Annotated in this window: 19 protein-coding genes; 2 read left to right on the top strand and 17 right to left on the bottom strand. The window is 44.8% G+C overall.

What is annotated here, in order from left to right; translation table 11 throughout:
* Positions 1-3: 3 nt before the first annotated feature.
* From LKD46_RS03890 to LKD46_RS03845, 10 genes are all read right to left on the bottom strand, one after another.
* Positions 4-978: an ABC transporter permease gene (locus tag LKD46_RS03890; protein ID WP_059086072.1), complete on the bottom strand. Its 975-nt coding sequence runs from the start codon at positions 976-978 to the stop codon at positions 4-6.
* A gap of 157 nt (positions 979-1,135) precedes the next feature.
* On the bottom strand, positions 1,136-2,143 hold the full coding sequence (locus tag LKD46_RS03885; RefSeq protein WP_059086073.1) for a substrate-binding domain-containing protein: 1,008 nt from the start codon (positions 2,141-2,143) through the stop codon (positions 1,136-1,138).
* Positions 2,140-3,927: a cache domain-containing sensor histidine kinase gene (locus LKD46_RS03880; RefSeq protein ID WP_015527303.1), complete on the bottom strand. Its 1,788-nt coding sequence runs from the start codon at positions 3,925-3,927 to the stop codon at positions 2,140-2,142. Before LKD46_RS03880 ends, LKD46_RS03885 begins: the two co-directional genes overlap by 4 nt.
* On the bottom strand, positions 3,924-5,540 hold the full coding sequence (locus LKD46_RS03875) for a response regulator (RefSeq protein ID WP_059086074.1): 1,617 nt from the start codon (positions 5,538-5,540) through the stop codon (positions 3,924-3,926). Before LKD46_RS03875 ends, LKD46_RS03880 begins: the two co-directional genes overlap by 4 nt.
* Positions 5,541-5,788: 248 nt before the next feature.
* Positions 5,789-6,790 carry an aldo/keto reductase gene (locus LKD46_RS03870; RefSeq protein ID WP_015527305.1) on the bottom strand — a complete coding sequence of 334 codons (1,002 nt, stop codon included), beginning with the start codon at positions 6,788-6,790 and terminating at the stop codon, positions 5,789-5,791.
* A gap of 46 nt (positions 6,791-6,836) precedes the next feature.
* The gene (gene pfkB / locus LKD46_RS03865; protein ID WP_022427200.1) at positions 6,837-7,766 is read right to left on the bottom strand and encodes a 1-phosphofructokinase; all 930 of its coding nucleotides are present in this window, start codon (positions 7,764-7,766) and stop codon (positions 6,837-6,839) included.
* A 1-nt stretch (position 7,767) separates the two neighbouring features.
* Positions 7,768-8,820 (bottom strand): galactitol-1-phosphate 5-dehydrogenase, encoded by a 1,053-nt coding sequence (locus LKD46_RS03860; RefSeq protein WP_118368700.1) that lies wholly within the window; start codon positions 8,818-8,820, stop codon positions 7,768-7,770.
* Positions 8,821-8,822: 2 nt separating this feature from the next.
* Complete coding sequence (gene xylB, locus LKD46_RS03855) at positions 8,823-10,340, bottom strand: xylulokinase (RefSeq protein WP_118368699.1); 1,518 nt, start codon at positions 10,338-10,340, stop codon at positions 8,823-8,825.
* Positions 10,340-11,365, bottom strand: a complete 1,026-nt coding sequence (locus LKD46_RS03850) for a LacI family DNA-binding transcriptional regulator (RefSeq protein ID WP_118368698.1) — start codon at positions 11,363-11,365, stop codon at positions 10,340-10,342. The genes xylB and LKD46_RS03850 overlap by 1 nt, the downstream gene beginning before the upstream one ends.
* A gap of 34 nt (positions 11,366-11,399) precedes the next feature.
* Positions 11,400-12,251 (bottom strand): class II fructose-bisphosphate aldolase, encoded by an 852-nt coding sequence (locus tag LKD46_RS03845; protein WP_015527310.1) that lies wholly within the window; start codon positions 12,249-12,251, stop codon positions 11,400-11,402.
* 348 nt (positions 12,252-12,599) lie between these two features.
* Between LKD46_RS03845 and LKD46_RS03840 the strand changes: the two genes are divergently transcribed.
* Positions 12,600-13,046: an RbsD/FucU family protein gene (locus LKD46_RS03840; RefSeq protein ID WP_015527311.1), complete on the top strand. Its 447-nt coding sequence runs from the start codon at positions 12,600-12,602 to the stop codon at positions 13,044-13,046.
* Positions 13,047-13,163: 117 nt separating this feature from the next.
* On the opposite strand, the gene LKD46_RS03835 is transcribed toward LKD46_RS03840, so the two are convergent.
* The 3 genes from LKD46_RS03835 to glf (LKD46_RS03825) all read right to left on the bottom strand — a co-directional run bounded on the left by LKD46_RS03835 (position 13,164) and on the right by glf (LKD46_RS03825) (position 18,205).
* Positions 13,164-16,055 carry a C1 family peptidase gene (locus tag LKD46_RS03835; protein ID WP_118368697.1) on the bottom strand — a complete coding sequence of 964 codons (2,892 nt, stop codon included), beginning with the start codon at positions 16,053-16,055 and terminating at the stop codon, positions 13,164-13,166.
* Positions 16,056-16,094: 39 nt separating this feature from the next.
* Complete coding sequence (locus tag LKD46_RS03830) at positions 16,095-16,967, bottom strand: hypothetical protein (RefSeq protein WP_118368696.1); 873 nt, start codon at positions 16,965-16,967, stop codon at positions 16,095-16,097.
* 122 nt (positions 16,968-17,089) lie between these two features.
* Positions 17,090-18,205: a UDP-galactopyranose mutase gene (gene glf, locus LKD46_RS03825; RefSeq protein ID WP_059086081.1), complete on the bottom strand. Its 1,116-nt coding sequence runs from the start codon at positions 18,203-18,205 to the stop codon at positions 17,090-17,092.
* Positions 18,206-18,401: 196 nt separating this feature from the next.
* Here glf (LKD46_RS03825) and LKD46_RS03820 point away from each other — a divergent pair, with 196 nt between their 5' ends.
* Positions 18,402-19,340: an Rpn family recombination-promoting nuclease/putative transposase gene (locus tag LKD46_RS03820; protein ID WP_227573824.1), complete on the top strand. Its 939-nt coding sequence runs from the start codon at positions 18,402-18,404 to the stop codon at positions 19,338-19,340.
* A gap of 91 nt (positions 19,341-19,431) precedes the next feature.
* Here LKD46_RS03820 and LKD46_RS03815 read toward each other — a convergent pair whose 3' ends face one another.
* The 4 genes from LKD46_RS03815 to LKD46_RS03800 form a co-directional block, all read right to left on the bottom strand.
* Complete coding sequence (locus tag LKD46_RS03815) at positions 19,432-20,454, bottom strand: acyltransferase family protein (protein ID WP_118368694.1); 1,023 nt, start codon at positions 20,452-20,454, stop codon at positions 19,432-19,434.
* A 133-nt stretch (positions 20,455-20,587) separates the two neighbouring features.
* Positions 20,588-21,490: a sugar phosphate nucleotidyltransferase gene (locus LKD46_RS03810; RefSeq protein WP_118368693.1), complete on the bottom strand. Its 903-nt coding sequence runs from the start codon at positions 21,488-21,490 to the stop codon at positions 20,588-20,590.
* Between the two features lie 24 nt (positions 21,491-21,514).
* Complete coding sequence (glf, locus tag LKD46_RS03805) at positions 21,515-22,630, bottom strand: UDP-galactopyranose mutase (protein ID WP_334297696.1); 1,116 nt, start codon at positions 22,628-22,630, stop codon at positions 21,515-21,517.
* Positions 22,631-22,692: 62 nt separating this feature from the next.
* Entirely contained in the window at positions 22,693-23,754 is a 1,062-nt protein-coding gene (locus LKD46_RS03800; protein WP_118368691.1) for an acyltransferase family protein, read from the bottom strand.
* Between the last annotated feature and the right edge of the window lie 37 nt (positions 23,755-23,791).

Below are 23,791 nucleotides of genomic sequence, written 5' to 3'. Positions count from 1 at the left end.
AGATCAGTTCTTTCTGCGTCTTGCAGAAACGTCGATATAAACTGCAACGATAACGATGATACCTGTGATGATCATCTGCTGTCCTTTACCAAGGCCAAATGCCATGATGCCCTGCTGAAGAAGAGAGATGATAAATACGCCGATTACAGTACCGCCGATGGAAGCAAGTCCACCAACCATGGATGTACCACCCATAACGCAGCCTGCAATAGCCTCATTGTTGTACTGATCGCCATAACCAGGCTGAACAGTTGTGTATGTAGCTACAAAGAAGAGTGCTGCAATACCTACCAGAAATCCGCAGATCATATAAGCAAGCATTTCCCATTTCTTTGTGTTGACACCGGAAAGACGGACAGCCTCTTTGTTAGATCCAAGGCAGAGGATGTAACGTCCTGGTTTTGTGTTGTAAAGAACGATACCGCAGATAACTGCCATTACCAGGAAAATAATAATTCCTACAGGGAAGCCGTTTACGGAAACGATATTACGGAACCAGCCGTTTGCATCGCCAGCTGCCGGCCAGCTTACGGACTGTGTTTTTGTGAATACAGAAGCAATACCTTTTGCAATGTTCATGGATGCCATGGAAATAATGAATGGTGGCACTGACATGTAAGAAACCATCCAGCCATTGAAAATACCAAAGCAGAGACCGATCAGAATGCAAAGGATCATGGCAACTGCACATGGAACCTTGTAAGATGTCATGCAGTAACCGGATACCAGTGCACAGCAGAACATTACAGGTCCGATGGAGAAATCAATTCCTCCTGTAGCGATTACGAATGTAACGCCAAGTGACAAAAAGCCCAGGAAATACACATAGTTCAAAGTAGACTTGATACTATCAACAGTCGGAAACTTGTTTCCAAGAACTACTTTAAAAACCAGGAACATAAGAATCAGAACACAGACAAGAAGTATTCTGTTCAATCCGAGCTTCTTAACGATTGGATTTTGTTTTAAGTTTTCCAATTTTTACCCTCCTCACGTTTTGCACGTATCTTGTGTTTTCTTGGTTATTATAATACCGTCAAAAATCAATAATTGTAATAGAATATCTTTCAAAAAAAGGTTAAATATTTACTGTCTGGTAAATATTTAACCCTTTTCTTTGTGCATTTATGACTATTTACGGTGTAAGATCACCATATGTTTTTAACGTATTAAACGGGAAAAGCAGTTTTTCGATCTCACTGGTATACATATTGTCAGGAGTTACCAGCTGGCACCCGGAATTAATATTCTTTTTATAGTTTTCTCCACGCAGCATCTTAACTGTTTCCCGAACACCCACATACCCCATTTTAAATGCCTTCTGTACAACGATTCCCTGGAAGATTCCGTGTTCCATCAGCTGGACGGCCTCCTGTGAGCTGTCTACTCCCACCACCCTGATCCGGTTCTCTGCTTTTGCTGCCTTTACTGCTCTTGCAGCACCTACAGAGGAATATTCATTCATCCCCGCGATCATCTTGAGATCCGGATATTTTTTCATCAGCTCTTTTGTAAGCTCATAGGACTTATCATACTGAGAATCACAGTATACCACATCCACGATATTATCCTTCAGACTGCCAAGTCCTGTCCGGAAACCTTTTTCTCTTTCAACTGCCGTAGATACACCCTTTACATGTGAAACGATCGCGATCTGATCATCCGCTCCCACAAGATCCTTCGCAAACCTGCCAAGGATCTGCCCCGCTTCCAGATTATCGGTCGCAACGGTAAGATCCTGGACCTCTTCCTGTGTGTAAGAATCAATAAATGCGATATGTATTCCCTGTTCCTTTGCCTTCTTCAAAAGCTGGTCGGATTCAGTGAAGCTGGACGGCGAGATCAGGATCGCGTCCGGTTTTTCTTCTGTTGCCCTTTCGATCAGCTTGTTCTGACCATCCACATCATTCTCTTCCTCAGGTGCCCATACGCGGATATCTGCATTATATTCCTTTGCAGCCATCTCCGCCCCCTGGATCAGTGATGTCCAGAAATCGTTGGTACCGTCCACAACCTTCGGAATATAGATCAGCGATAGTTTTCTCTCTTCTTCTACCTGTTTATAATAGAATATTCCGGCTACAAGCCCCGCCACAAGGCAGATGACCACTCCAAAAGTCAGGAGTTTTCTATGTTTTTTCATATTGATTCCTCCTGTATTCCCGGAATGGTGATCGTGGCAGTGGTTCCGACACCTTTTTCACTTTCATAGGTGATCCCGTAATTTTCTCCATAATAAAGCTTCAGACGTTTCTGTACATTGTAAACACCCACACCATTGGAATGATAATTCACCTTATGCTTATCATAAATATGTGACAATGTTTCCTCATCCATACCTACACCATTGTCGATCACCTGAAGAACTGCATTTCCGTCCTTCATAAAGCCTTTTACCTGCAAAAGTCCCTTACTCTCTTTATATTTCAGTCCATGATAGATGGCATTTTCAATGATCGGCTGGAGAACCAGCTTGATCAGAGGGATATTTAATATAGAAGGTTCTACATCAATCTCGAATTCCAGCTTGTCCTTGTAACGCATCTTCTGGATTGTAAGATAACCCTTGGCATACTCCACTTCCCTTGCAAGAGGAACCACTTCATCTTCATTACTGATGCTCTGACGAAGAAGACGTGCCAGGGATGCTGTCATCAGAACAACCTCTTCGTACTTTCTGCCCTCTGCCATCCAGATGATCGAATCCAGGGTATTGTAGAGAAAATGAGGATTGATCTGGGACTGAAGGGCCTTAAGCTCACTTTTTCTCTTTGCTTCCTGTTCCTTCACATTCTGCTCCATAAGATCCTGTATCCTATGTGTCATCACATTGAAAGATTTCGTCAGGCTTCCGATCTCATTCTCTGAATCGATTTCCACATCTGCTCCGTCAAAATGCCCTTCCTGTACTCTGGACATGGAATCTCTGAGACGCTGAAGAGGATATGTAAGACTCTTTGCCAGAAATCTGGAAAAAAGCAGTGCCACGATCATCAGAAGTGCGGAAATAAGCACATAAATACTCTGTGCCTGATTGCTTTTGCGCAGGAGTTCGCTGACGCTCATACAGCCCACAACGGTCCATCCGGTTTTATTTGATCTGGAAATGGAATACAGCTTTCCTCTGTTTCCCTTTTCGGTACGCACCGTATCTTCTTTTGATTTCACGATCAGGTCGATATTCTCAGTCTGCAATTCATTATAAAGCTGCTGCTGTTGGGGATGGTATACAATATTTCCGCTTTCATCCAGAATGAATGCGTATCCCTTTTTCCCGATCGTATTCTGATCACAAAGTTCACTGATGGCACTGTAATTCAGATCAATAAAAAAGACTCCCTCTTTCTCACCGCTGTTGGAAAAATTACGGATTCCCCTGCTTAAAGTGATCACCCACGGACGCTCTCCGCTGATGATGTGCTGTACATGAGAAGATGTAAGAAGCGGGCCTTCCGGCTTCTGTAAAGCTTCCAGATACCACTCCTGGGTGGAAAGCTTCAGATCCGGATTCACAGACTGTTTGCCGTCGTTGATCAGCTTCCGTCCATTACTTCCAATGATCCCAAGATTTCGGATATCACTTCGTCCATCCAGAATAGTCTTGAACTGATTGATCAGACGCTCTCTTGTTCCATTGTCCACATTTTCACCAAAAAGATATTGCTGTACATCCTCGTTACTGGAGATCATATAGGCTATATTTTCCATGTAATCAATATAGGAATCAATATTCTGATTCATCTGCTGCACGATATTCTGGGTGTAGACAGCAGAATTTTCAAAAATAGAATTGCGGGTATATCTCATGGAAACACCTGTTATGACCAGCACCGCACTTAAAAGCAGCACCGTCACTACCGCAAAGATCGCACTCTGGATACTCTTAAATTTTCCTATGATCTTTGCCGCAAACCGGATATCTCTCATTTACGTTTCTCCCTTGCATATTCTGTTGGTGTGCAGCCGGTCATTTTTTTGAAGGAGATCCCAAAATAATGGGGATCTGCAAATCCGACTTTCTCGGCAATTTCATAATTCTTCATAGTTGTATTCTCCAGAAGTTCCTTCGCTTTCTCCATGCGGGTACGGATCAGAACCTCTGTAAAAGTCTCTCCCGTAAGATCCTTAAAGATCGTACTGAAATAGCTTGTACTGATATTCAGATAGGAACAGATACTGTTCAGGCTTAAATCCGGATCCACATAATTCTTCTGGATATAATCCAGGGCAAGTCTGGCCTGACGCTGTCCGCTGGAGCTGTTTGCATCGGAAAGTGTCTGGAAAATCTCTCCGATATGATTCCTGACCAGTTCAACAGCACTGTCAAAAGAATTCTGCTCCGTAACCTGCTGCAGAAGTGCTTCTCTTTTGGAAAAAAGCCTGTTGTCCGGAACCATATCCTCACAGGTCTCATCTGCTGCACGGATGATCTGCTGAAGATACACGCAGGCACGACTCTTATCCACCCGCGCTTCCTTGATCTCAGAAGAGATCTGTTCCAGAATATGCTCTGCGTTTTCCTTTTTACCCGCTTTCAGAGCAGCTGGCAGCTTCTCTACATAAACTTTAATGGAAAGATTTTTTTCCTCCGGCTGTTCTTCCATATCAATAAGAAGGCTTCCGCCAAGAAGATAACGATATTCAATAGCTTTCTCTGCAAGTTCATGGGATGCACGAAGCTCCTGCTGAGTTCTGGCCCAGCTTCCCACACCAATAGAAATATCCAGCGACATCAGTTCCTTCAGCTTATCCTGGATCGTCCTGCAGATCTCCATGATCTTGTGTTCAAACTCTCTGGTACGGTTTCCCATGAAAAGAGCACCGACCTTGTTATTTCCGGCCTGATATGCCACTCCTGCTTTTTCTTTGCTGATGATCTCATCACTGATATTAAAAAGGACAAAAGACATCAGTGCACTCTCCTGGCGTTTCTCCGCAGTAAGCTGACTGCCGTCCGAATACAGATCCAGATCAAAGACAGCCACACGATAGCATGCTGCCTCAAGATCGATTCCCAGTGCTGCAAGCTCTTCCAGACTTTCCTGCCGTGTCTTGATATTATCCACAAAGCCCTGCAGCGCTCTGGAACGGATCACAATGGCGTTTTTCTGATAATTCTCGGAAGTCTGTGTCAGACGTTCCAGCTTCTCTTTTTCTTTTCTTTGCTGGTCCACCTTCTCCTTCATTTTTCCGATAACATTTCTGAGTTCCATGGCTGTCACCGGCTTCAGCATATATTCACTGACACCATACTGGATCGCCTTCTTGGCATACTCGAATTCTCCGAATCCGCTGAAGATCACGATCACGATGTCCGGATAATTATCATGGAGAAAACGGCTCAGTTCCATACCATCCATATATGGCATAAGGATATCTGTAAGCACGATATCCACCGGATGGTTCTGTACAAATTCCGCTGCTGCTTTCCCGTTATCACAGTCTCCTACCAGCTCACAGTCCATTGCTTTCCAGTCAATATTCTCCCGGATCGCATCTCGAACAAGTATCTCATCATCTACCAGTAAAATACGATACATAATTTCTGTTGTCCCCCTCTGATCAGTTTCTGTTGTTTTTATTGCACATCCCCCTGACAGATCCTTCCCCCCGTCTCTGTCATTTTCATTGGTAAGATTACTGTCCTTTCTGTGAACAATAACTGTTAATTCTTTTTATATGTTAACATGTTTGGTTAAAATTTACAACGGAGTTTCTTAGTCCAAATTAAATACAAAGAAATCCCGCATCCAATATATGGGACACGGGATTTTCCTACATATTTTTATTATTTTACGATAACGCCATCCTCGTCCCAGAGGTCATGCCAGTCCCTGGCACCATGCCACAGAAATACCTGTCCTTTTACAAGACGATTGCCTTTTTCCAGAGTTGCGATGGTTGCCATTTCTTTCTCTGTAAGGGGATCCTCTGTGACACATTTCAGGTTGCTTGCATAGTTGTGCACAGAGAACGGAATGGAGATTTCTCCTCTCTGATGTGCCCATTTCAGAGCGATCAGAGCCGGATGAACACCATGTGCTTTTGCGATTGCCTGCATTTCCGGTACTTCCAGATCTGCAACATCCTCCGGGCAGATATCTCTCTCCGGTCTGCGTGGAGAACCGATTGGCATATAGCCTACCGGCTGGATGTTATGCTCTACCAGATAATCATAAAGCTCCTGCTGCTGGAAGCATACATGAAGCTCAAGCTCACAGGTTGCAGGTTTGATCTTCATAAGCGGAAGAACTGCCTCAAGCTTCGGAATGGTCATATTGGAAATACCAATGTAACGGATCTTTCCTTTTTCTACCAACGCCTCACACTGGCGGTATGTATCCATAAACTCCTCCACACTGAAGGGTTTGGAATCCGGATTTCTGGAATCCACATCACATCCCGGTGCATGATAATTCGGGAATGGCCAGTGGATGAAATACATATCCACATAATCGCACTGAAGATCCTTAATGCTCTTATCACAGGCTTCCTCTACTCTTCTGTGCATGTCGTTCCATACCTTTGTCATGATAAAAAGATCCTTACGCTCTACAACACCTTCGTCAAAAGCGTCCTTAAATACCTGGCCAATCTCATGCTCGTTTCCGTAACATGCGGCACAGTCAAACATACGGTAGCCACTGCGGATCGCGCCTGCAACAGCTGCAGATACATCCTCTGCGGATACACGGTCGGAACCGAATGTTCCCATTCCGACACACGGAACCTGCTCGCCGGAAGGAAGTGTCACTTTCGGCACAATTGCCGGATTGATAACTTCTGCCATCTTTACATCTCCTTTTTTATAAAAATTTTTTTATTATAAGCTTATCTTATAAACGCCTGATTTCGATCTTCGGAAGAAGAGCCTCCATATCCTCCATCACAAAGAATCCCGTTTCCTCACGCATGGCTGCCGCCGCTGAGATCGCACTGGCTCTTTGCAGAGTCTCTTCCAGGGAAAGTCCCTCACTTAATCCAAGGGCAAAGCCTGCGATCATGGAATCTCCGCAGCCTACGGTATTTACCGCATCGATCTTCGGAACCACCGCACGGAAAATCCCTTCCTCTCCGACTGCCAGGGAACCATCTGCACCAAGCGAGACCGCCACGATCTCCACACCACCGGCATGGATGGCTTTCGCTGCTTCAATGATATCGTTGATATCGTCACAATGCTTGCCTGTCAGCATACGGATCTCATCAATATTAGGCTTAATCAGTGTCGGTGCTGCCTTGATCCCCTCTTCCAGAAGCTTGCCGCTGGTATCCAGGATCACCGGTTTTCCGGCGTCTTTCACAATCTTCACGAGGCGCTGGTAGGCACTTCCGTCAAGTCCCTTCGGCACGCTGCCGGACATCGCCACAACAGAAGCGTCTTTTACAAGCTGGCGGAATTTTTTCTCAAAGCCCTCAAAATCTGCCTCTGTCAGTGTAAATCCCGGCTCCAGGAATTCGGTCTGTACATGATTCACCTCATCCCAGATGTTGATACAGGAGCGGCTCTCCGCATCCACATGGTAAAAAGCACTCTTAATGCCAAAAGGCTTCAGGGCAGCTTCTATATAATTGCCTGCGTGGCCGCCTACAAAGCCGGTGGCAACCACTTCAGCACCATAAATGGACGCCGGCTTGGAAACATTCAGTCCCTTTCCGCCGGGAACGTAGGTACATTCACGCACACGGTTCACTTCGCCCACTTTAAAATCATCCACTACATAACGCTTGTCAATGGCAGCGTTTAAGGTTACTGTCAGGATCATATCAGTCTTCCTCATTGGAAAGAAGGATCTTTCCTTTTACAAGGCCCGGCGTCTTGAACAGCTGGAATGCCTCCTGTGCCTGGCTCATCGGGATTTTCTTATAGATGAAGCCCGGGTCAAACTTCAGCTGGCCGGTTGCAAAATAATGCGCCGTCAGCTCCCACTCACGTCCCGGATACGGGGCACTGTAGGACATCCAGGAACCGGTAAGCTTGAACTCCTTACGGTTCATGTTCTCCCACTCCTTCGGTGTAAAGGTAAGGTTTTCATGAGGAGTACCAATGAAGCATACATGTGCCTTGTTTGCCGCAAGCTCAAATGCCATATGCATGGTGGGAACCTGTCCGGCTGTCTCAAATACGAAGCCGTAGCCCTTTCCACCTGTAATGGCCATGGCTTTTTCCATATATCCCTCTTCCTTTGTGTTGATGATCTCATCTGCGCCGAGACGCTTTGCAAGAGCAAGTCTCTCATCGCTGATATCAAAGACCACTACCTTCTTGGAGCCGAAGATCTTTGTCCACTGCATGGTGAACATACCAACTGTACCGCCGCCAAGGATCGCCACATACTCACCGCCGTGGTAATCGTTCTGGAATACACCGTGGATAGCTACGGTTGCAGGCTCAAACATGGCTCCCTGCTCATATGGAACATTGTCTGCGAATGGTACTGCATTCTGCTCAGGAACCACTACATAATCTGAGTTTGCTCCCTGCTCTCTGGAACCGATGAAGCTGTAATGCTTGCAGAGAGAGAAATTACCCTTCTGACAGTCGTCACATTTCATACAGGGAAGAAGTGGTGCACCGGATACACGGTCGCCGACCTTCACCTTGGTAACGCCTTCTCCCACTTCCACCACATCGCCGGAAAATTCATGTCCAAGCACGATGGGATAAAAATGTACGCCGTGATTTAATACACGCGGGATATCAGATCCGCAGATCCCGGAATATCTTACCTTGATCTTCACATGGCCCGGTGTTACCTGAGGTTCTTCCACTTCCTGATACTGAACATCCTCATTTGCTACTACTACTGCTGCTTTCATGATCACTTTTCCTCCTCATTTCTCATCATAGGTTCAAGAGATTTATAGAGATTTAAATAGGTTTTATAGGTTTTCTCATAAACGTCCCGGGTTTCCGGGTTCGGTTCATGTCTTCTTGTTTCCTTTACCGTAAGACGGATGGCCTCATCATAATCCTGATACATTCCAACACCAACACCTGCCAGAATCGCTGCACCAAGTGTTGTTGCCGTATCAGAGGACGGCACTACGATGGGTTTTCCTGTGATATCGGATTTGATCTGTGTCCAGAGAAGAGAATTTGCAGAGCCTCCCATTGCACGGAGAACTTCCACATCTGCTCCTGCTTCCTTTGCCACCTCAAGGTTGTGTTTCAGAGAAAGTGCTACGCCTTCCATACAGGCACGTACCATATGTCCCTTGGTCTTGGCAAAATCCAGTCCGTAGAATACGCCCTTCGCATTGGGATTCCAGATCGGGGAACGCTCACCGGACATATATGGAAGAAATACCACTCCGTCACTGCCTGGTGCGACCCTTTCCGCGATCTCATTGAGCTGGTTCAGAGAAGAGCCTTTTTCCCTTGCTACAGAGCGCTCATAATCTGCAAACTCACGTTCAAACCAGCGCATGACACCACCACCTCCGGTGGTTCCTCCCTGAAGGAGCCACTGTCCCGGAACCACGTGATAGCCAAGGATCAGTCTGGGATCTGCCTTGTACGCATCCATGCAGATGCTCATTCCGCCGGCCTGTCCTCCCTGCTCCTGTGTCTCACCCGGATGGATCACTCCAGCCCCCAGTGTTCCGCATGCTGCATCCAGACCACCGGCAACAACCGGTGTTCCCACAGCAAGGCCGGATTCCTTCGCCGCCTTCTCTGTAACTGTTCCCACAACATGATCACAGGCACAGATCTCAGGAAGAAATTCCATGGGAATCCCAAGCTTTCTGCACATATCCTCATCCCAGGTTGCCTTTCTCATGTCAAAGCAATGCAGGCCATAGCCCTGGGAAACATCCTGGCTCATCACACCCGTCAGCTTATATGCAATGTAGCTGTTAGACTGCAGGATCTTGTGGATCCTTTGGTACACCTCCGGGAGATTTTCTTTATACCAGAGGATCTTTGCAGTTGTGTAGGACGGCTGAAGGGAATTACCGGATACTTCAAAAATCTGCTCTGCCCCGATCTCTTCATTCAATCTGTCACAGATAGACTGTGCTCTGGTATCCATCCAGATCGGAGTGTTTGTCAGTACATTTCCGTCCTTATCCATGGCAATGGCTGACCAGCTCTGGCCGTCAATACCGATGCCTGCGATCTCCTCAGGTGCTATCCCCGCTTTTTGGATGGCCTTCTTTACCGCCTGACAGACAGCACTCCACCATTCTTCCGGATTCTGTTCTGCCCAGCCCTCCTTCGGATAGTAAACCGGATAATCGCCGTTGGCCGCAGCCACAACCGTTCCCGATTTTTCAAAAACCGCAACCTTACAGGCACTGGTGCCGATATCAATACCTAATAAATATGGTTTCATTATAGCTTCTCCTTCTCGTCCAGCACACGGACGGATTTTCCCATGATGATCTCTGCGCCAAGCTTCTCCGTGATCGGTTCTGTTTCTTCACTTGCAGCCCCTTCCAGCCGTTTCAGCATGATTCCCGCCACTTCTCCGGCAATCCCCTGTGTAGGCTGTGCCACAATGGTAAGCTTGGGATTGCATGCTCTGGCAAACTGCAGATTGTCAAAACCAATCATAGACAGCTGTTCCGGGATCTTAAGACCCAGCTCATTCATCCCGATCACCGCCCCCATGGTCATCTCATAGTTGGTAACAAACACAGCCGTCATATCCGGATTGTCCGCAACAAGCTTCTCAATTCCCTGCACACCGCCCTGAATGGTATAATCGCCGTGATAGATCAGAGATTCCCGTACCGGTATATTTTCTTTTTCATATGCATTGCGGTACCCCTGGAGACGTTCCTGAGCTGTGGAAATTTCCTCCGGTCCGCCAATGATCCCGATCTTACGGTGTCCTGCCTGAAAAAAAACTCTCATTGCGTCCTCAGCCGCCTTCTCGTTGTCTACAAGAACACTGTCACAGAAAAGCTCCCTGATCCTGCGGTCAATGAGTACGATGGGCTTTCCGGTTTTCTGAAATTTTTTCAGATGATTACCTTCCGCATCCACCGGCATGCTGATGATCCCGTCCACACGCTTCCGGCTCAAAAACTCCACTGCATCCCGCTCCAGCTTCTTATCAGTACGGCAGTCACAGACAATAGTCGCATATCCGTGACTCCTTAAGACATCCTCCATTCCTGTGATGATCTCCGCGCAAAAGGTATTGTTAAGCTCCGGGATCACCACGCCGATGGTCTTGGTAGCATTGGTCTTAAGCCCTCTGGCCACCTCATTGACCTCATAATGCAGCTCCTGAATGGCCTCCTCGATCTTTACTCTGTTTTTTTCTCTTACGTTTCCGCCGTTAAAATAAGAAGAAATCGTTGCGAGCCCAAGTCCGGTCCGCCTGGCAATATCTTTCATGGTTGCTGCCATACTGATCACTCCGTTTCTGTTTTTTTACAGAAGATCATTCTGCCTTTCCATCACAGCCGCAAACCTTCATACGCGCCTCAACCAGCTCCTTCACTGCCTGGATTGCTTTCTTTCCGTAGGCCTTCGGATCGATGGTGTTCTCATTCTCTGCAAAGGTCTCCTTCACTGCCCTGGAATATGCAGCACGAAGCTCTGTTGCAAAGTTAACCTTGCAGATACCACGTTTTACACAGTCGCTGACATCCTCATCACTGAGTCCGGATGCCCCGTGAAGAACAAGTGGGATATCTACGACTTCACGGATCTCGCTTAAGCGTTCCTTGTCAAGAACCGGTGTTCCCACATAGAAACCATGTGCGGTTCCGATGGCAACTGCCAGGGAAGTAACACCTGTACGCTCCACGAATTCCTTCGCCTCCTGCGGGTCGGTATTAGTGTCTGCCTCAGCCTCAAGATCATCCTCTTTACCACCGACCTTACCGAGCTCAGCCTCACATGGGATATCCAGGGCTGCTGCCACATCCGCAACTCTCCTGGTCTCTCTGATATTATCCTCGAAATCCAGCTTGGAACCATCGATCATCACAGAGGTATAGCCTGCATGCATTGCCTGCATCGCAAGCTCAAAGCTGCTGCCGTGGTCAAGATGAAGGCATACCGGAACGGAAGCCTTGGCTGCCTCTGCTGCTACGATCGCAGCGTAAGTCTCAACCGTACCATATTTAACAGTAGAAGGTGTTGTCTGGATCATAACCGGTGCTTTCAGCTCCTCAGCTGCCTGGATGATCGCCTTCACCATCTCCATATTCTCTGCGTTGAATGCTCCTACTGCATATCCGCCCTTCTGTGCCTTTAACAGCATTTCCTTCGATGTAACCAGTGGCATAATCTTCTCCTCCTTGGAATCATAATCATTGTGTTTGTTTTGTATTATTTTCTCATTTGGTTCAGAAACCGAAACGTTTCCGTTTGAGTTCATCATAGCGCTCCATACCTTTTCTGTCAACCATAAAATTTTCATCATTTACAGGAAAATATTCCCTTGAAAAGGAGACCAAATACCGTTAGATTAATTAATAAGAGTTCTAAAGCCTGTGGCCGGGCAGGTCTGTCTGATACTACCGGCGTCATAACAGTTTCGGAAATCCATGTATCCTGTTCTGATCACCTGAGCCTGATGCTGTAATTTCCGAAAATACTGTAAGTACACAATGATCTTAGGAGGATATAAACTATGTTAAAAGGAATTCCAGAAATCTTATCACCAGAATTACTGAAGGTTTTATGTGAGATGGGACACAGTGACCGTCTTGTTATCGCTGACGGAAACTTCCCTGTAGAATCCATGGGAAAAAATGCCATCACCATCCGTTGTGACGGACATGGCGTTCCGGAGATCCTGGATGCCATCCTGAAGCTCTTCCCGCTGGATACCTATGTAGAGCATCCGGTAAACCTGATGGAAGTAATGCCTGGCGATAATGTGGAGACACCGATCTGGGATACATATAAAGAAATCGTTTCCAAGCATGACGAGCGTGGCGAAAAAGCCGTCGGAAACATCGAGCGTTTCGCATTCTATGACGAAGCAAAAACTGCATACTGCATCATCTCCACAAGTGAGAAAGCACTTTATGCCAACATCATGCTTCAGAAAGGCGTTGTGATCAACAACGACTGATCTTTCTTTTGAACTGCCTGATATAATCATATATAATACACATATTCAACCAAAACATAAAACGCCCGGATCTGGAATGTTTCAAGCCAGATCCGGGCGTTTTATATTTTAACACTTTTATCTCTTTGCTGCTTTTGCGGCGTATCCTCCGCAGAGTACTTTTCCACCGGAGGTTTTTATCCCTGCACGCACCGCATAGTAATACGTTGTTCCCTTCTTTGCGGTCTTATCCTCAAAGGAGGAACGGCTGCCTCCGGAAACTGTACTGATCTTTTTCCATGAACCCTTTCCAGTCTTACGGTAGATCTGATAGCAATCTGCTTTCTTCTGCGCTTTCCAGCAGATCTTCAGCCCCCTGGAGGTCTTCCTAACACTGGATATCTTCTGAAGTTCCGGATAGGACAGGATATAGCTGCTTGCCTGATATCCTCCTAAAACTTTTTTCCCGTCTACATTCTTATAGGGCCTCACAGCATAAGCGTAGGAGGTGATTCCCTCAATCTTCGTGTCCTGCCAAGACAATACTTTGTTGTTCACGGTTCCAATCCGAACCCAGCTTTTCCCCTGGAGTTTCCGGTAGATATGATAGCCACTTGCTCCGGAAACTTTCTTCCAGGATACCCTGTTACATGGTCCGCTGACAGCTTCAGCCACTGCACGGGCCTTCCCCAGCTCCGCTTTTGCTGATAACGACGAAGATGCGGCTCCATAAACAGTCTTCTTTCCGGAACGTACATAAGAAGCCCGGATCCGATACGTATAAGTGCTTCCTGTTTTCACTGCAGTATCCTGCCAGGTTACTACATCTGCTGTCACGGTTGCCATTTTTTTTGAATTTCCGCTTTCATCCCAGCGATAGATAGCATAACGATTGCAGCCGGGAACTGCTTTCCAGGAGATCCGTATCCTGTTAAATGCCTTGGAAACCAGTTTTACACCTGTGGTCTGACGAAGCTTCACCGTAACCTTACAGGTAGCTCGGATTCCCCTGGCATTTTTTCCGTAGCAGGTTATGGTTGCTGTTCCCGGATTTTTTGCAGTAACAATGCCGCTTCCATTTACAGCAGCCACACTGGTATCTGAGCTTTCCCAGACAATGCCGGAAGCATCCATCTCGGATCTGGTAGCTGAAGCATTCAGTGTTTTCTGATCTCCGGAATATAGACTTATCTCAGAGGAAGAAAGCTGCATCCTGGCCGCACTGCTCAGAGTCCTGGTATGCGCCTTGATCCTCGGAGTTACCGATGGATTAAATTCAACCGCATCCATCCAGGTATCCTCCGCGTTATATCGCAGAAAGCTCTGACCGGATACGATAGACGGAGAAAAGCTACACCAGCCATAACTGACCTCTGCCTCCACACAGTATTTTATATATGTGCTTCCTGCATTTGTCACCACAATAGAATACAGACCGTTCTGGCTGAGCAGGACCTCCGGGATCTGAAAGGTCATAACCCCAGCCATCGGCTGACTGCAGGAAACCGGTGTTGAATATGCCGGTGTTCCACTGGTAGGATCACTGGCATCCTTCAGATTTGTGTATACCTGCACAGTATAGGAATTATTGGCAGACATGGAGCTAAGAGTCACCTCACCAAGCGATTCCGCTTTTCCGTTTCCTGCACTGGCACGAAAAACCGTGGACAGCTGTTCTCCCGCATACATGCGGATGGAGCCAAGCCCTGACGTTCCGTCATAAAAATAATTGTTGCTATATTTCGGTGTATTGACAGCCGTAGCCGCAACCAGCTCACTGACAGACTTATCCTCATAAGACATATAAAAATATCCGGATTTTCCCCAGCCTGTACCCCAGCTGTTCTTGACGATCCAGGCTCCGTCTCCCTTTACCTTGGAAGATGCCCGGAAATTCTTCGCAGAATAATTGTCATCCCACCCCACCACTGTAACTACATGATTCACGTTCTTGGTGCTAGTAGGATAGGAATAGGCCGCTGTACTTGCATTGTAATAGGCATTCTGTGCATTATACATCACAGTGACCGAATTATTTGCAACCAGAAGCTTCTTCATGGCATTTACGGAATAATCGGAAAAATAGGCATTTTTCAGATAAGCAGCTGCATTGTACGCCTTGGATGCCGCCGGAGTCACACCGGTTTTCTGTGTATGCGTGGAATCTGTTGCCAGCGGCACATCCCCTTCTGTTGTCATTCCGGACCAGGTACTCAGAAACATGGAAGCCAGAAGATCATTTCCGCCCTCATGATAATCTGCGTTTCCTTTATCATCTGTCCCCATATGCTTATTGACATCCCCGTAGGTATTTCCAAGCGGGTCATTCTTTCTGTTTGCAAAAAAATACGCCAGATGCTCTTCCGACAGATCATAAGTTCCAAAGCCCTGGGTCAGAAACGAAGTTTCCAGAAGAGAGGCCATTCCAAATGCCCAGCACATACCGTAGGGCTCCTGATTCTTTACGGAAGTAACATATCCCTGATCCGCTGCATTATAATAGGACGGATAGGCCGCAGCTCTTCCCATCGGTACCTCATCCACATCATTTCCGATCTCCACGGCGGTGGAATAAGAGGTCAGATTATCAAAGGGTGCCAGCTGTTCCTGCTCCTCTTCCTCCGTAAGCGGGCGGCCCTTGATATATTCGATGCCGGACTCACCACTGTCTGAGGCATCCCCGAAGCTCTCCTCACCATCGCCAAAGGTATCCTCCTGGGAATCAGAAGACAATCCTTCTGATGTTTCGGGAGTCTCTGTATCCTCCTCGGAACTCTGCAAGGCTATATCCTCTGTCTGTTCATCCGGGATACCGGTGTTCTCTGTGGTATTCCCTTCTGCGGTCTCCGTTGTATCCTCTGCTTCCGACGACTGCGTCTGTGTATCTTCTGACCATTCTTCATTGAAGCCTTCCGCAGAATCACTGAAACCTTCCACATCGGCTGCCATGACCGGAACCTGGCTGCCCGCAACTGCCACACACAGAAGAAGCGGCAGTAATTTCTTCCTGACAAGCTGTAATCTCTTCACAAAATTCTCCACTTTTCTTATATTGATCTGGTTTATCTGTTAACGTTTCTTCAAATGATAACCCAGAATTCCGATTACTGCAAGTACTGTTGCGATCCCGATCCAGATAAACGGACTTTTATACCAGGAATTTTCTTCTTTAAAGGATGTCGCAGCTGTGCCATTGACCGGCTTGGTGACAGCTTCATCCGCAGATTCCCCACCTTCTGTTGTTCCATCCGCTGCAGGCGGTCCCTGGACCTCGCCGCTCTGAGCCTGAGAACTACCTGTGCTGGCCGTCCCTGCAGGTGGCCCCTGAACCTCGCCTCTCTGAGTCTGAGATTCATCTGTGCTGGCCGTCCCTGCAGACGTTCCCTGTCCTTCGCCATTCTGAGCCTGAGAGCTGCCTGTGCTGGCCGTCCCTGCAGACGCTCCCTGTCCTTCGTCATTCTGAGCCTGAGAACTGCCTGTGCTGGCCGTCCCTGCAGACGTTCCCTGTCCTTCGCCGGCTGCGGAATCCTGCGTATCGGATGCGTCTCCCTGATTCACTGCAGAAGTCTCTTTCTCCGTGCCCCCTGCGATTCCGGCCTTCGCCAGCTCCGCATCCTTTGAAGGCCGCAGCTCCTCCAGCGGCACATAACCGTATCTGCCATTATACTTTGTATATCCCCAGGTCTCACCATTCTTCTCTGTCTCCCCTTCGATATGCAGGACAGTCCCATCCCTTACCGTCTTATCATTGAGCTTTTCACCTTTTCCGTCGGTGGACGGATAGATATCCACACCAACTCCACCGGAATCCACAGTCATATAATAATCTGTGGTATCTGCCGGAGCTTCCACCTTCACCACAACCGACTTGTCCGCATACACCGGAACACTCATACTCAGCACCAGCATTCCTGCCAGAAGCACACCTTTGCACCTTTTCATTGCTCTTTCCTCCCTCAAAAAATCTCACTGCCATTCTATGCATAAAATCCCCTTATATTTCTCTTTTGCCTTGGCTCCGAAATATAAGAGGATCTTATCATTAGTTATATCCAGTATCTTTTTTATGCAAGCTCCCGCTCACACATATCCAGCGCAGAAGCGATCACCGCATCCATGTCATAATATTTATATTCACCAAGACGGCCGCCGAAGATCACCTTCGGTTCCTTCTCTGCAAGCTCCTTATATTGTCCGTAAAGCGCTCCGTTCTTCTCATCATTGACCGGATAATACGGCTCATCTCCAGGCTTCCACTCGGAACTGTATTCCCGGCTGATCACCGTTTTCGGAAGATCATTACCCTCCTCATCCTTTCCGAACTCAAACCATTTATGCTCGATGATACGGGTCCATGGAGTCTCCACATCCGTATAATTCACTGCTGCATTTCCCTGGAAATTGGGTTTATCCAGTGTTTCATTCTCAAAACGCACAGAACGATACTCCAGAGTTCCCAGCTTATAGTCAAAATACGCGTCGATGGCACCTGTGTAGATCACCTTCTCCGCCATTGCATCGTACTGCTCTTTTTTCTCCAGATAATCCTCATTCAGCCGTACCTCGATACCGTCCAGCAGATTGGCAACCATCTTCGTATAACCACCCACCGGGATTCCCTGGTACAACGCATTGAAATAGTTATTGTCAAAGGTCAGACGCACCGGAAGCCTCTTGATGATAAAAGCAGGAAGCTCCGTACATGGACGTCCCCACTGCTTCTCCGTATAGCCCTTGATCAGCTTCTCATAAATATCCGTACCTACAAGGCTGATAGCCTGTTCCTCCAGATTCGAAGGTTCCGTAATCCCTGCAGCCTGCCGCTGCTCCTCGATCTTTGCCGCAGCCTCCTCCGGAGTCACCACGCCCCACATCCTGTTAAAGGTATACATATTAAACGGAAGACTGTACAGCTCCCCGTGATAATTGGCAACCGGACTGTTGGTAAAACGATTGAAGGTGGCAAACCGGGTGATATAATCCCAGACCTTCTTATTATTGGTATGGAAAATATGTGCACCGTATTTATGCACGTTGATTCCTTCCACCTTCTCTGTATATACATTTCCCGCAATATGCGGACGCTTGTCGATCACAAGCACTGACTTCCCGGCACGCTTCGCCTCCTGTGCAAAAACCGCACCGTAAAGACCGGCACCTACGATAAGATAATCGTACATTGATTTCATTCTCCCTGTTCTTTCATTGATGCTGTTATTTTAACACCGGAAAAGGGTAGCTGGCAAGAAGCCACTGTAAAATCCCGATAAAATATCAGATATCCGCTTCTCAAACACCAAAATGTATGATACCCTGTAACTGGATCAGATAATAAACTACTCTGATCACATAAACAGATCGAAGGTGGTGAAACCTATGGGTACAAAGGATACCATCACCAAAGATTACATGGCTGACAACCGCGTTTTTGCGGATGTGTTCAACCATATGCTGTACAAAGGAAAAAACATCATAGACCCTGACACTCTTCATCCACTGGATACTACAGCTCTCGCTGTCCCCTACGGATCCGGCACTTCAGAAGTTCCCGTCCAGAAATTCCGGGACGAATTCAAATCTCTTAATGTTATGCACGATGATTCAAGGATCTATCTTCTCCTGGGGATTGAAAATCAATCGGAAACACACTATGCAATGCCGGTCAAAAACATGGTCTATGATGCATTAGAATACGCAGGGCAGGTAGAAAATTCCGCCAGATCACACAGAGAAGCAAAGCAATGGCCTTCCACATCCGGAGAATATCTTACCGGCTTCTACAAGGATGACCGGCTCATCCCGGTCATAACCACGGTCGTGTACTTCGGTTCCGACACCTGGAACGCTCCCAGGAGCCTCCACGAAATGCTCTCTGTCCAGGCCCCCGAAATTCTTTCCATGGTCCCGGATTACCGGATCAATCTCTTCTCACCTGCCGAGATAAAGGATGAAGAACTTGACAAACTCCAGAGCAATCTCAAAGAAGTCATGCTCTTCATCAAATATTCCAAAGATAAACGGAAGCTTCAGGAGCTTACCTCACAGACCCCCGGCTTCCGCTCACTCGAGCTCAAAGCAGCCCGGGTCATTGACTCCATAACTGGTATCAACTTACGTTTCACAGAAACAGAAGGGAGTGTTAATATGTGTCAGGCTGTTCAGGAAATGTGCGATAATGCGCGTGCCGAAGGCCATCAGGAACAAGCTATGCTGACAGCACAGCGTATGCTTCAGGATCCAAGATTCTCCCCTGAAGACATCTCCAGATTTTCAGGACTTTCTCTTGAGGACGTGCTGAAATTACAGAAGAAATAGTTCGTATTGGAAATGCTCAGATCCTTTACAGAGGATCTGAGCATTTTGCTATTCTTCTGACCAAGGCAGAAGCCGATTGTTATCTATTACCCTAAATCAGCTTTTTTTGTAATTTTACAATTGTGTATGTCAAAAACAAACTTATCAAAATACAAAAAACATAATTTTGAAAATAAAATGTCTTTATCCCTATAACATTCATAAGTGCTCTAATTGCAACATGAGTCAAATATAATTCATAAGACATTTTTCCAAACTGCTCCAATATCTTTACAATTCTTTTAGGCATCTTTCGCATACTTACAGCAATACAATACAGCAAAAAAATCCCCCAAAAACACATCAAAATCCTAAATCCTAGTTTTGACACAACTATTTTGGTTACCGGTAAAAAGCCGCACAGCATTATCATTACTCCAAATAAAATTCCCATTTTATCTATATTATTAATACAAGCATTCTGGTAAACTTTTTTTCCACACCAACACCCTATGAAAAAAACAAGAAATCTTCCCAATAGAATTTCTATATTTAAATTCAATACAGGATCTACAATTCTCGGTAAAAATTGAATAACTAAAGCTATAATAAGAAGAATTAACAGTTGCCCCCAATCTGACCACTTTACATGCAATATCTTATAAACAAATGGATAAATTAAATATGCAAAAACAATAAATAACACATACCAAAAGGTTCTTGTCCCTTGTGTAAAAAATGTAACAAAGCCAAAATCAAATGCAAACATCTTGACACCTTTTTGCATGATAATAAGATCAATCACAATCCAATATGGAATAGCAACCATAAGATAAACTGGCAAAATTCTCTTTATTCTCTTCTGAAAAAAATGCAAAATATTGGAATCTTTTGACATCGAAAAATATAATCCAACGCCGGACAGAAAAACAAAGAACTCAACTCCAACACTACCAATGAATGTGTTATACAACTTGCCTAAAAATCCCAATCCCCCTCCGGATAAATTTGAATTTGCTATATCTTCAAAAAAATGAAATATCATAATTGAAATTATCGCCACACCATAAATTGCATTACGATTTTTGCTAAATATATTCCAATTATCCTTCGAATTCATCACCGATATATTCATCACAATGTTCCTTTATTTCTTTATATATTGGGGCCATTTGCAAATGATTCTATATTCTTATATGCCTTCTATATAAAATAATAGTAACATTATCCCCATTTACTGACGGCCTCGCTTTTATACAAAAAAACTCTTATAAATCAGCAAAAAGCTCTTCTCTGTAAATTCCTTTTTCCAACATCTCTCTGAAACTATCCTTCACTGCAGCAACATCCTCTTTATAAGTCATACCATACCAAGTATCATTGGTACGAAGAACCTTTACGGATATCCTTCCTTCTGCCAGAAGTTCTCCAATAAATGTTGGAATCAAAAATTCCTCCTTTATAAGATTCTCCGGGACCACTTTTTCAAAAAAATATTGAAAACCACTTTCCAGCGTTTTCAGGAACTCCGGTGCCAATCCCCACATATTCATAGAAACAAGTGATTCTGTATCCAGCTTTACGCCGTCCGCCTCGGCACCTTCTGCATTCTTTACAATATTGGAAGTCTCCACAATCTCCGTCAGATTATTATACTCATCCATTTTGCAGATACCACGTGTCACACCACCATTATCAGACAACGTATTCTTCAACACAAAACCAGCCATGCAGGACTGGCCTCCTTTTACAAGATAATCATGAATCTCACGGAATCCTTCTTTTCCATAATAATCATCTGCATTGATCACAACAAAAGGCGTTGTCAAAACATCCTTTGCAGCCAGAACCGCCTGTCCGGTACCCCAAGGCTTCGTACGGCCTTCCGGAAGTTCTCCCGGAATATCGTTGATATCCTGGAAAACATACTCCACAGTAACAGAATGCGCCTTGCAGACCGCCTCGATCCGATTCCCGATCACATCCTTAAATTCATTTTCAATATCCTTTCGGATAATAAAAACCACCTTGTTAAAACCTGCTTCGATTGCGTCATGAATCGAATAATCCATGATGATATGGCCCTGTTCATCAACCGGCTCCAGCTGTTTGATACCACCGCCAAAACGGGAACCGATACCAGCAGCCATGATAAGTAATGTTGTTTGCATTTAATTTCCCCTCATTTCCTGATCTTAATGCAATTCTTTTTCACAGCGGTCTAATGCAGCCGCAATAACCTGATCCATGTCATAATATTTATATTCACCAAGACGTCCGCCAAAAATCACATTTGTCTCAGCTTCTGCCAGCTTTTTATACTCTGCGTAAAGAGCTCCATTCTTTTCATCGTTAACAGGATAATACGGCTCATCCCCCGGCTTCCACTCAGAACTGAATTCTCGGCTGATCACTGTCTTAGGAAGATCGTTACCTTCCTCATCCTTACCAAATTCAAACCATTTATGCTCAATGATACGCGTCCATGGAGTTTCCCGATCCGTATAATTCACAGCTGCATTTCCCTGGAAATTCGGTTTATCCAGAGTTTCTGTTTCAAAACGCACGGAACGATATTCCAGTGTACCAAGCTTATAATCAAAATATGCATCGATCGGACCTGTGTAAACTACTTTTTCAGCCATCGCATCTAATTCATCTTTGTTTTCCAGATAATCTGTACTCAAACGAACCTCAATACCTTCCAGAAGATTTGCTACCATCTTCGTGTAACCTCCAACTGGGATACCCTGATACAAAGCATTAAAATAGTTATTATCAAATGTCAGACGAACCGGCAGACGTTTAATAATAAACGAAGGAAGATCCTTACAGTCACGTCCCCACTGTTTCTCGGTATAACCCTTGATCAACTTTTCATAAATGTCACGTCCGACCAGTGAAATTGCCTGCTCTTCCAGATTCTTTGGTTCTGTAATTCCAGCTTCTTTTCTCTGCTCCTCAATCTTCGCTGCAGCTTCCTCCGGTGTTACCACACCCCACATTTTATTAAATGTATACATATTAAAAGGAAGACTGTAAAGTTCCCCTTTATAATTAGCGACCGGGCTGTTTGTAAACCTGTTGAACTCTGCAAACTGAGTGATATAATTCCATACTTTCTTGTTGTTAGTATGGAAAATATGTGCTCCATATTTATGTACGTTAATACCTTCTGTTTTCTCTGTGTAAACATTTCCAGCAATATTCGGTCGCTTGTCTACTACAAGAACTGTCTTTCCTGATTTTTTTGCTTCGTGCGCGAAGATTGCTCCGTATAAGCCGGAACCTACTACTAAATAATTGTACATCATTTTAATTTCTCCCTGTTATCAATTTCTTTAGTTACATCTTTAACTTTCTATCTGCCTTATTAATATAAATATTTCAAATTAAATTTTTTTAATATCCATGTAATACCTATTGCTATTATTGGTGTTATAACAATTCTTGAAAAATATATTATTGCTGCCCCGAACTCTGAACCAAAAAATTCAATTCCACAAAAACGATAAAACCAAAATAAAAATAAATAATTTAATGGTTCTGCATACAAATATATTCCCATTCCATAGTCACTCAATGACTTTATTGCTCTACCATTTATTTTTATATGCCTTACTATATAGTTTAAAACTATCAACATAAAAAATGGACATACAATATACGAACTCAAAAAATGGAAAAAATGAATCTTTACTATTTTATCGACAATAAAAGATAAACATACCAGCCCAAACAAACATAATATCGATGAATCTTTCCAAATATTATGTTTTTTCAACCACTCAATCATATTTTCCAATCTATATCCCAGATAAAACCATAAAAGATAATATAAAGGATCTCCCAAAACGTGATATTGATCCAATCCTTTATATAAGATTACTCCTATGCACCAACAAAAGCTAACTATAACTATTTGCTTTTTTGTTTCTAATTTACAAACAAAACTTGCAATGACAAACACAAAAAACAAACATTCTAAATACCATAAATATACACATGAAGGAAAAATCAACTGCAATAGCATTCCCTTTATACTAACACCATGGTAATAACCCGAAAAATATTTAACAGGTAAATTCCAGAAAATCCATACAGCAATAAATGGAACCAGTAACCTTTTTGTCTTTTTTATAATAGTTCCCCTGGTATTAATATTCTTTTTCAATGAAAAAAGACTTCCAGATAGCGCTATAAATGCTGGCATATGAAATGTATAAATAAAATTTGTTAAAATGCTTGTAATTTTATGAAACATTGTATCAGATATAGACGCATCTGACATCATAGTTCCGTAATTAATGCCTCCAAATTTTGTAGTTATATTATAATATGTCCCGTGACCTATAACTACCAAAGCTACCAATATAATTCTTAATATATCCTTATCTTCTTGCCGATATATGTTGTTTTTGTTTACATTTTCCATTCTTTTTATTTAATCTCTCCCTTTCATCATTTAATGC

The organism is Blautia fusiformis (assembly GCF_020686995.1).
In the GTDB taxonomy this organism is placed as follows: Bacteria; Bacillota; Clostridia; order Lachnospirales; family Lachnospiraceae; genus Blautia_A; species Blautia_A fusiformis.
The sequence above is the reverse complement of the archived record's forward strand: the minus strand, read 5'-3'. Positions and strand labels throughout refer to the sequence as shown.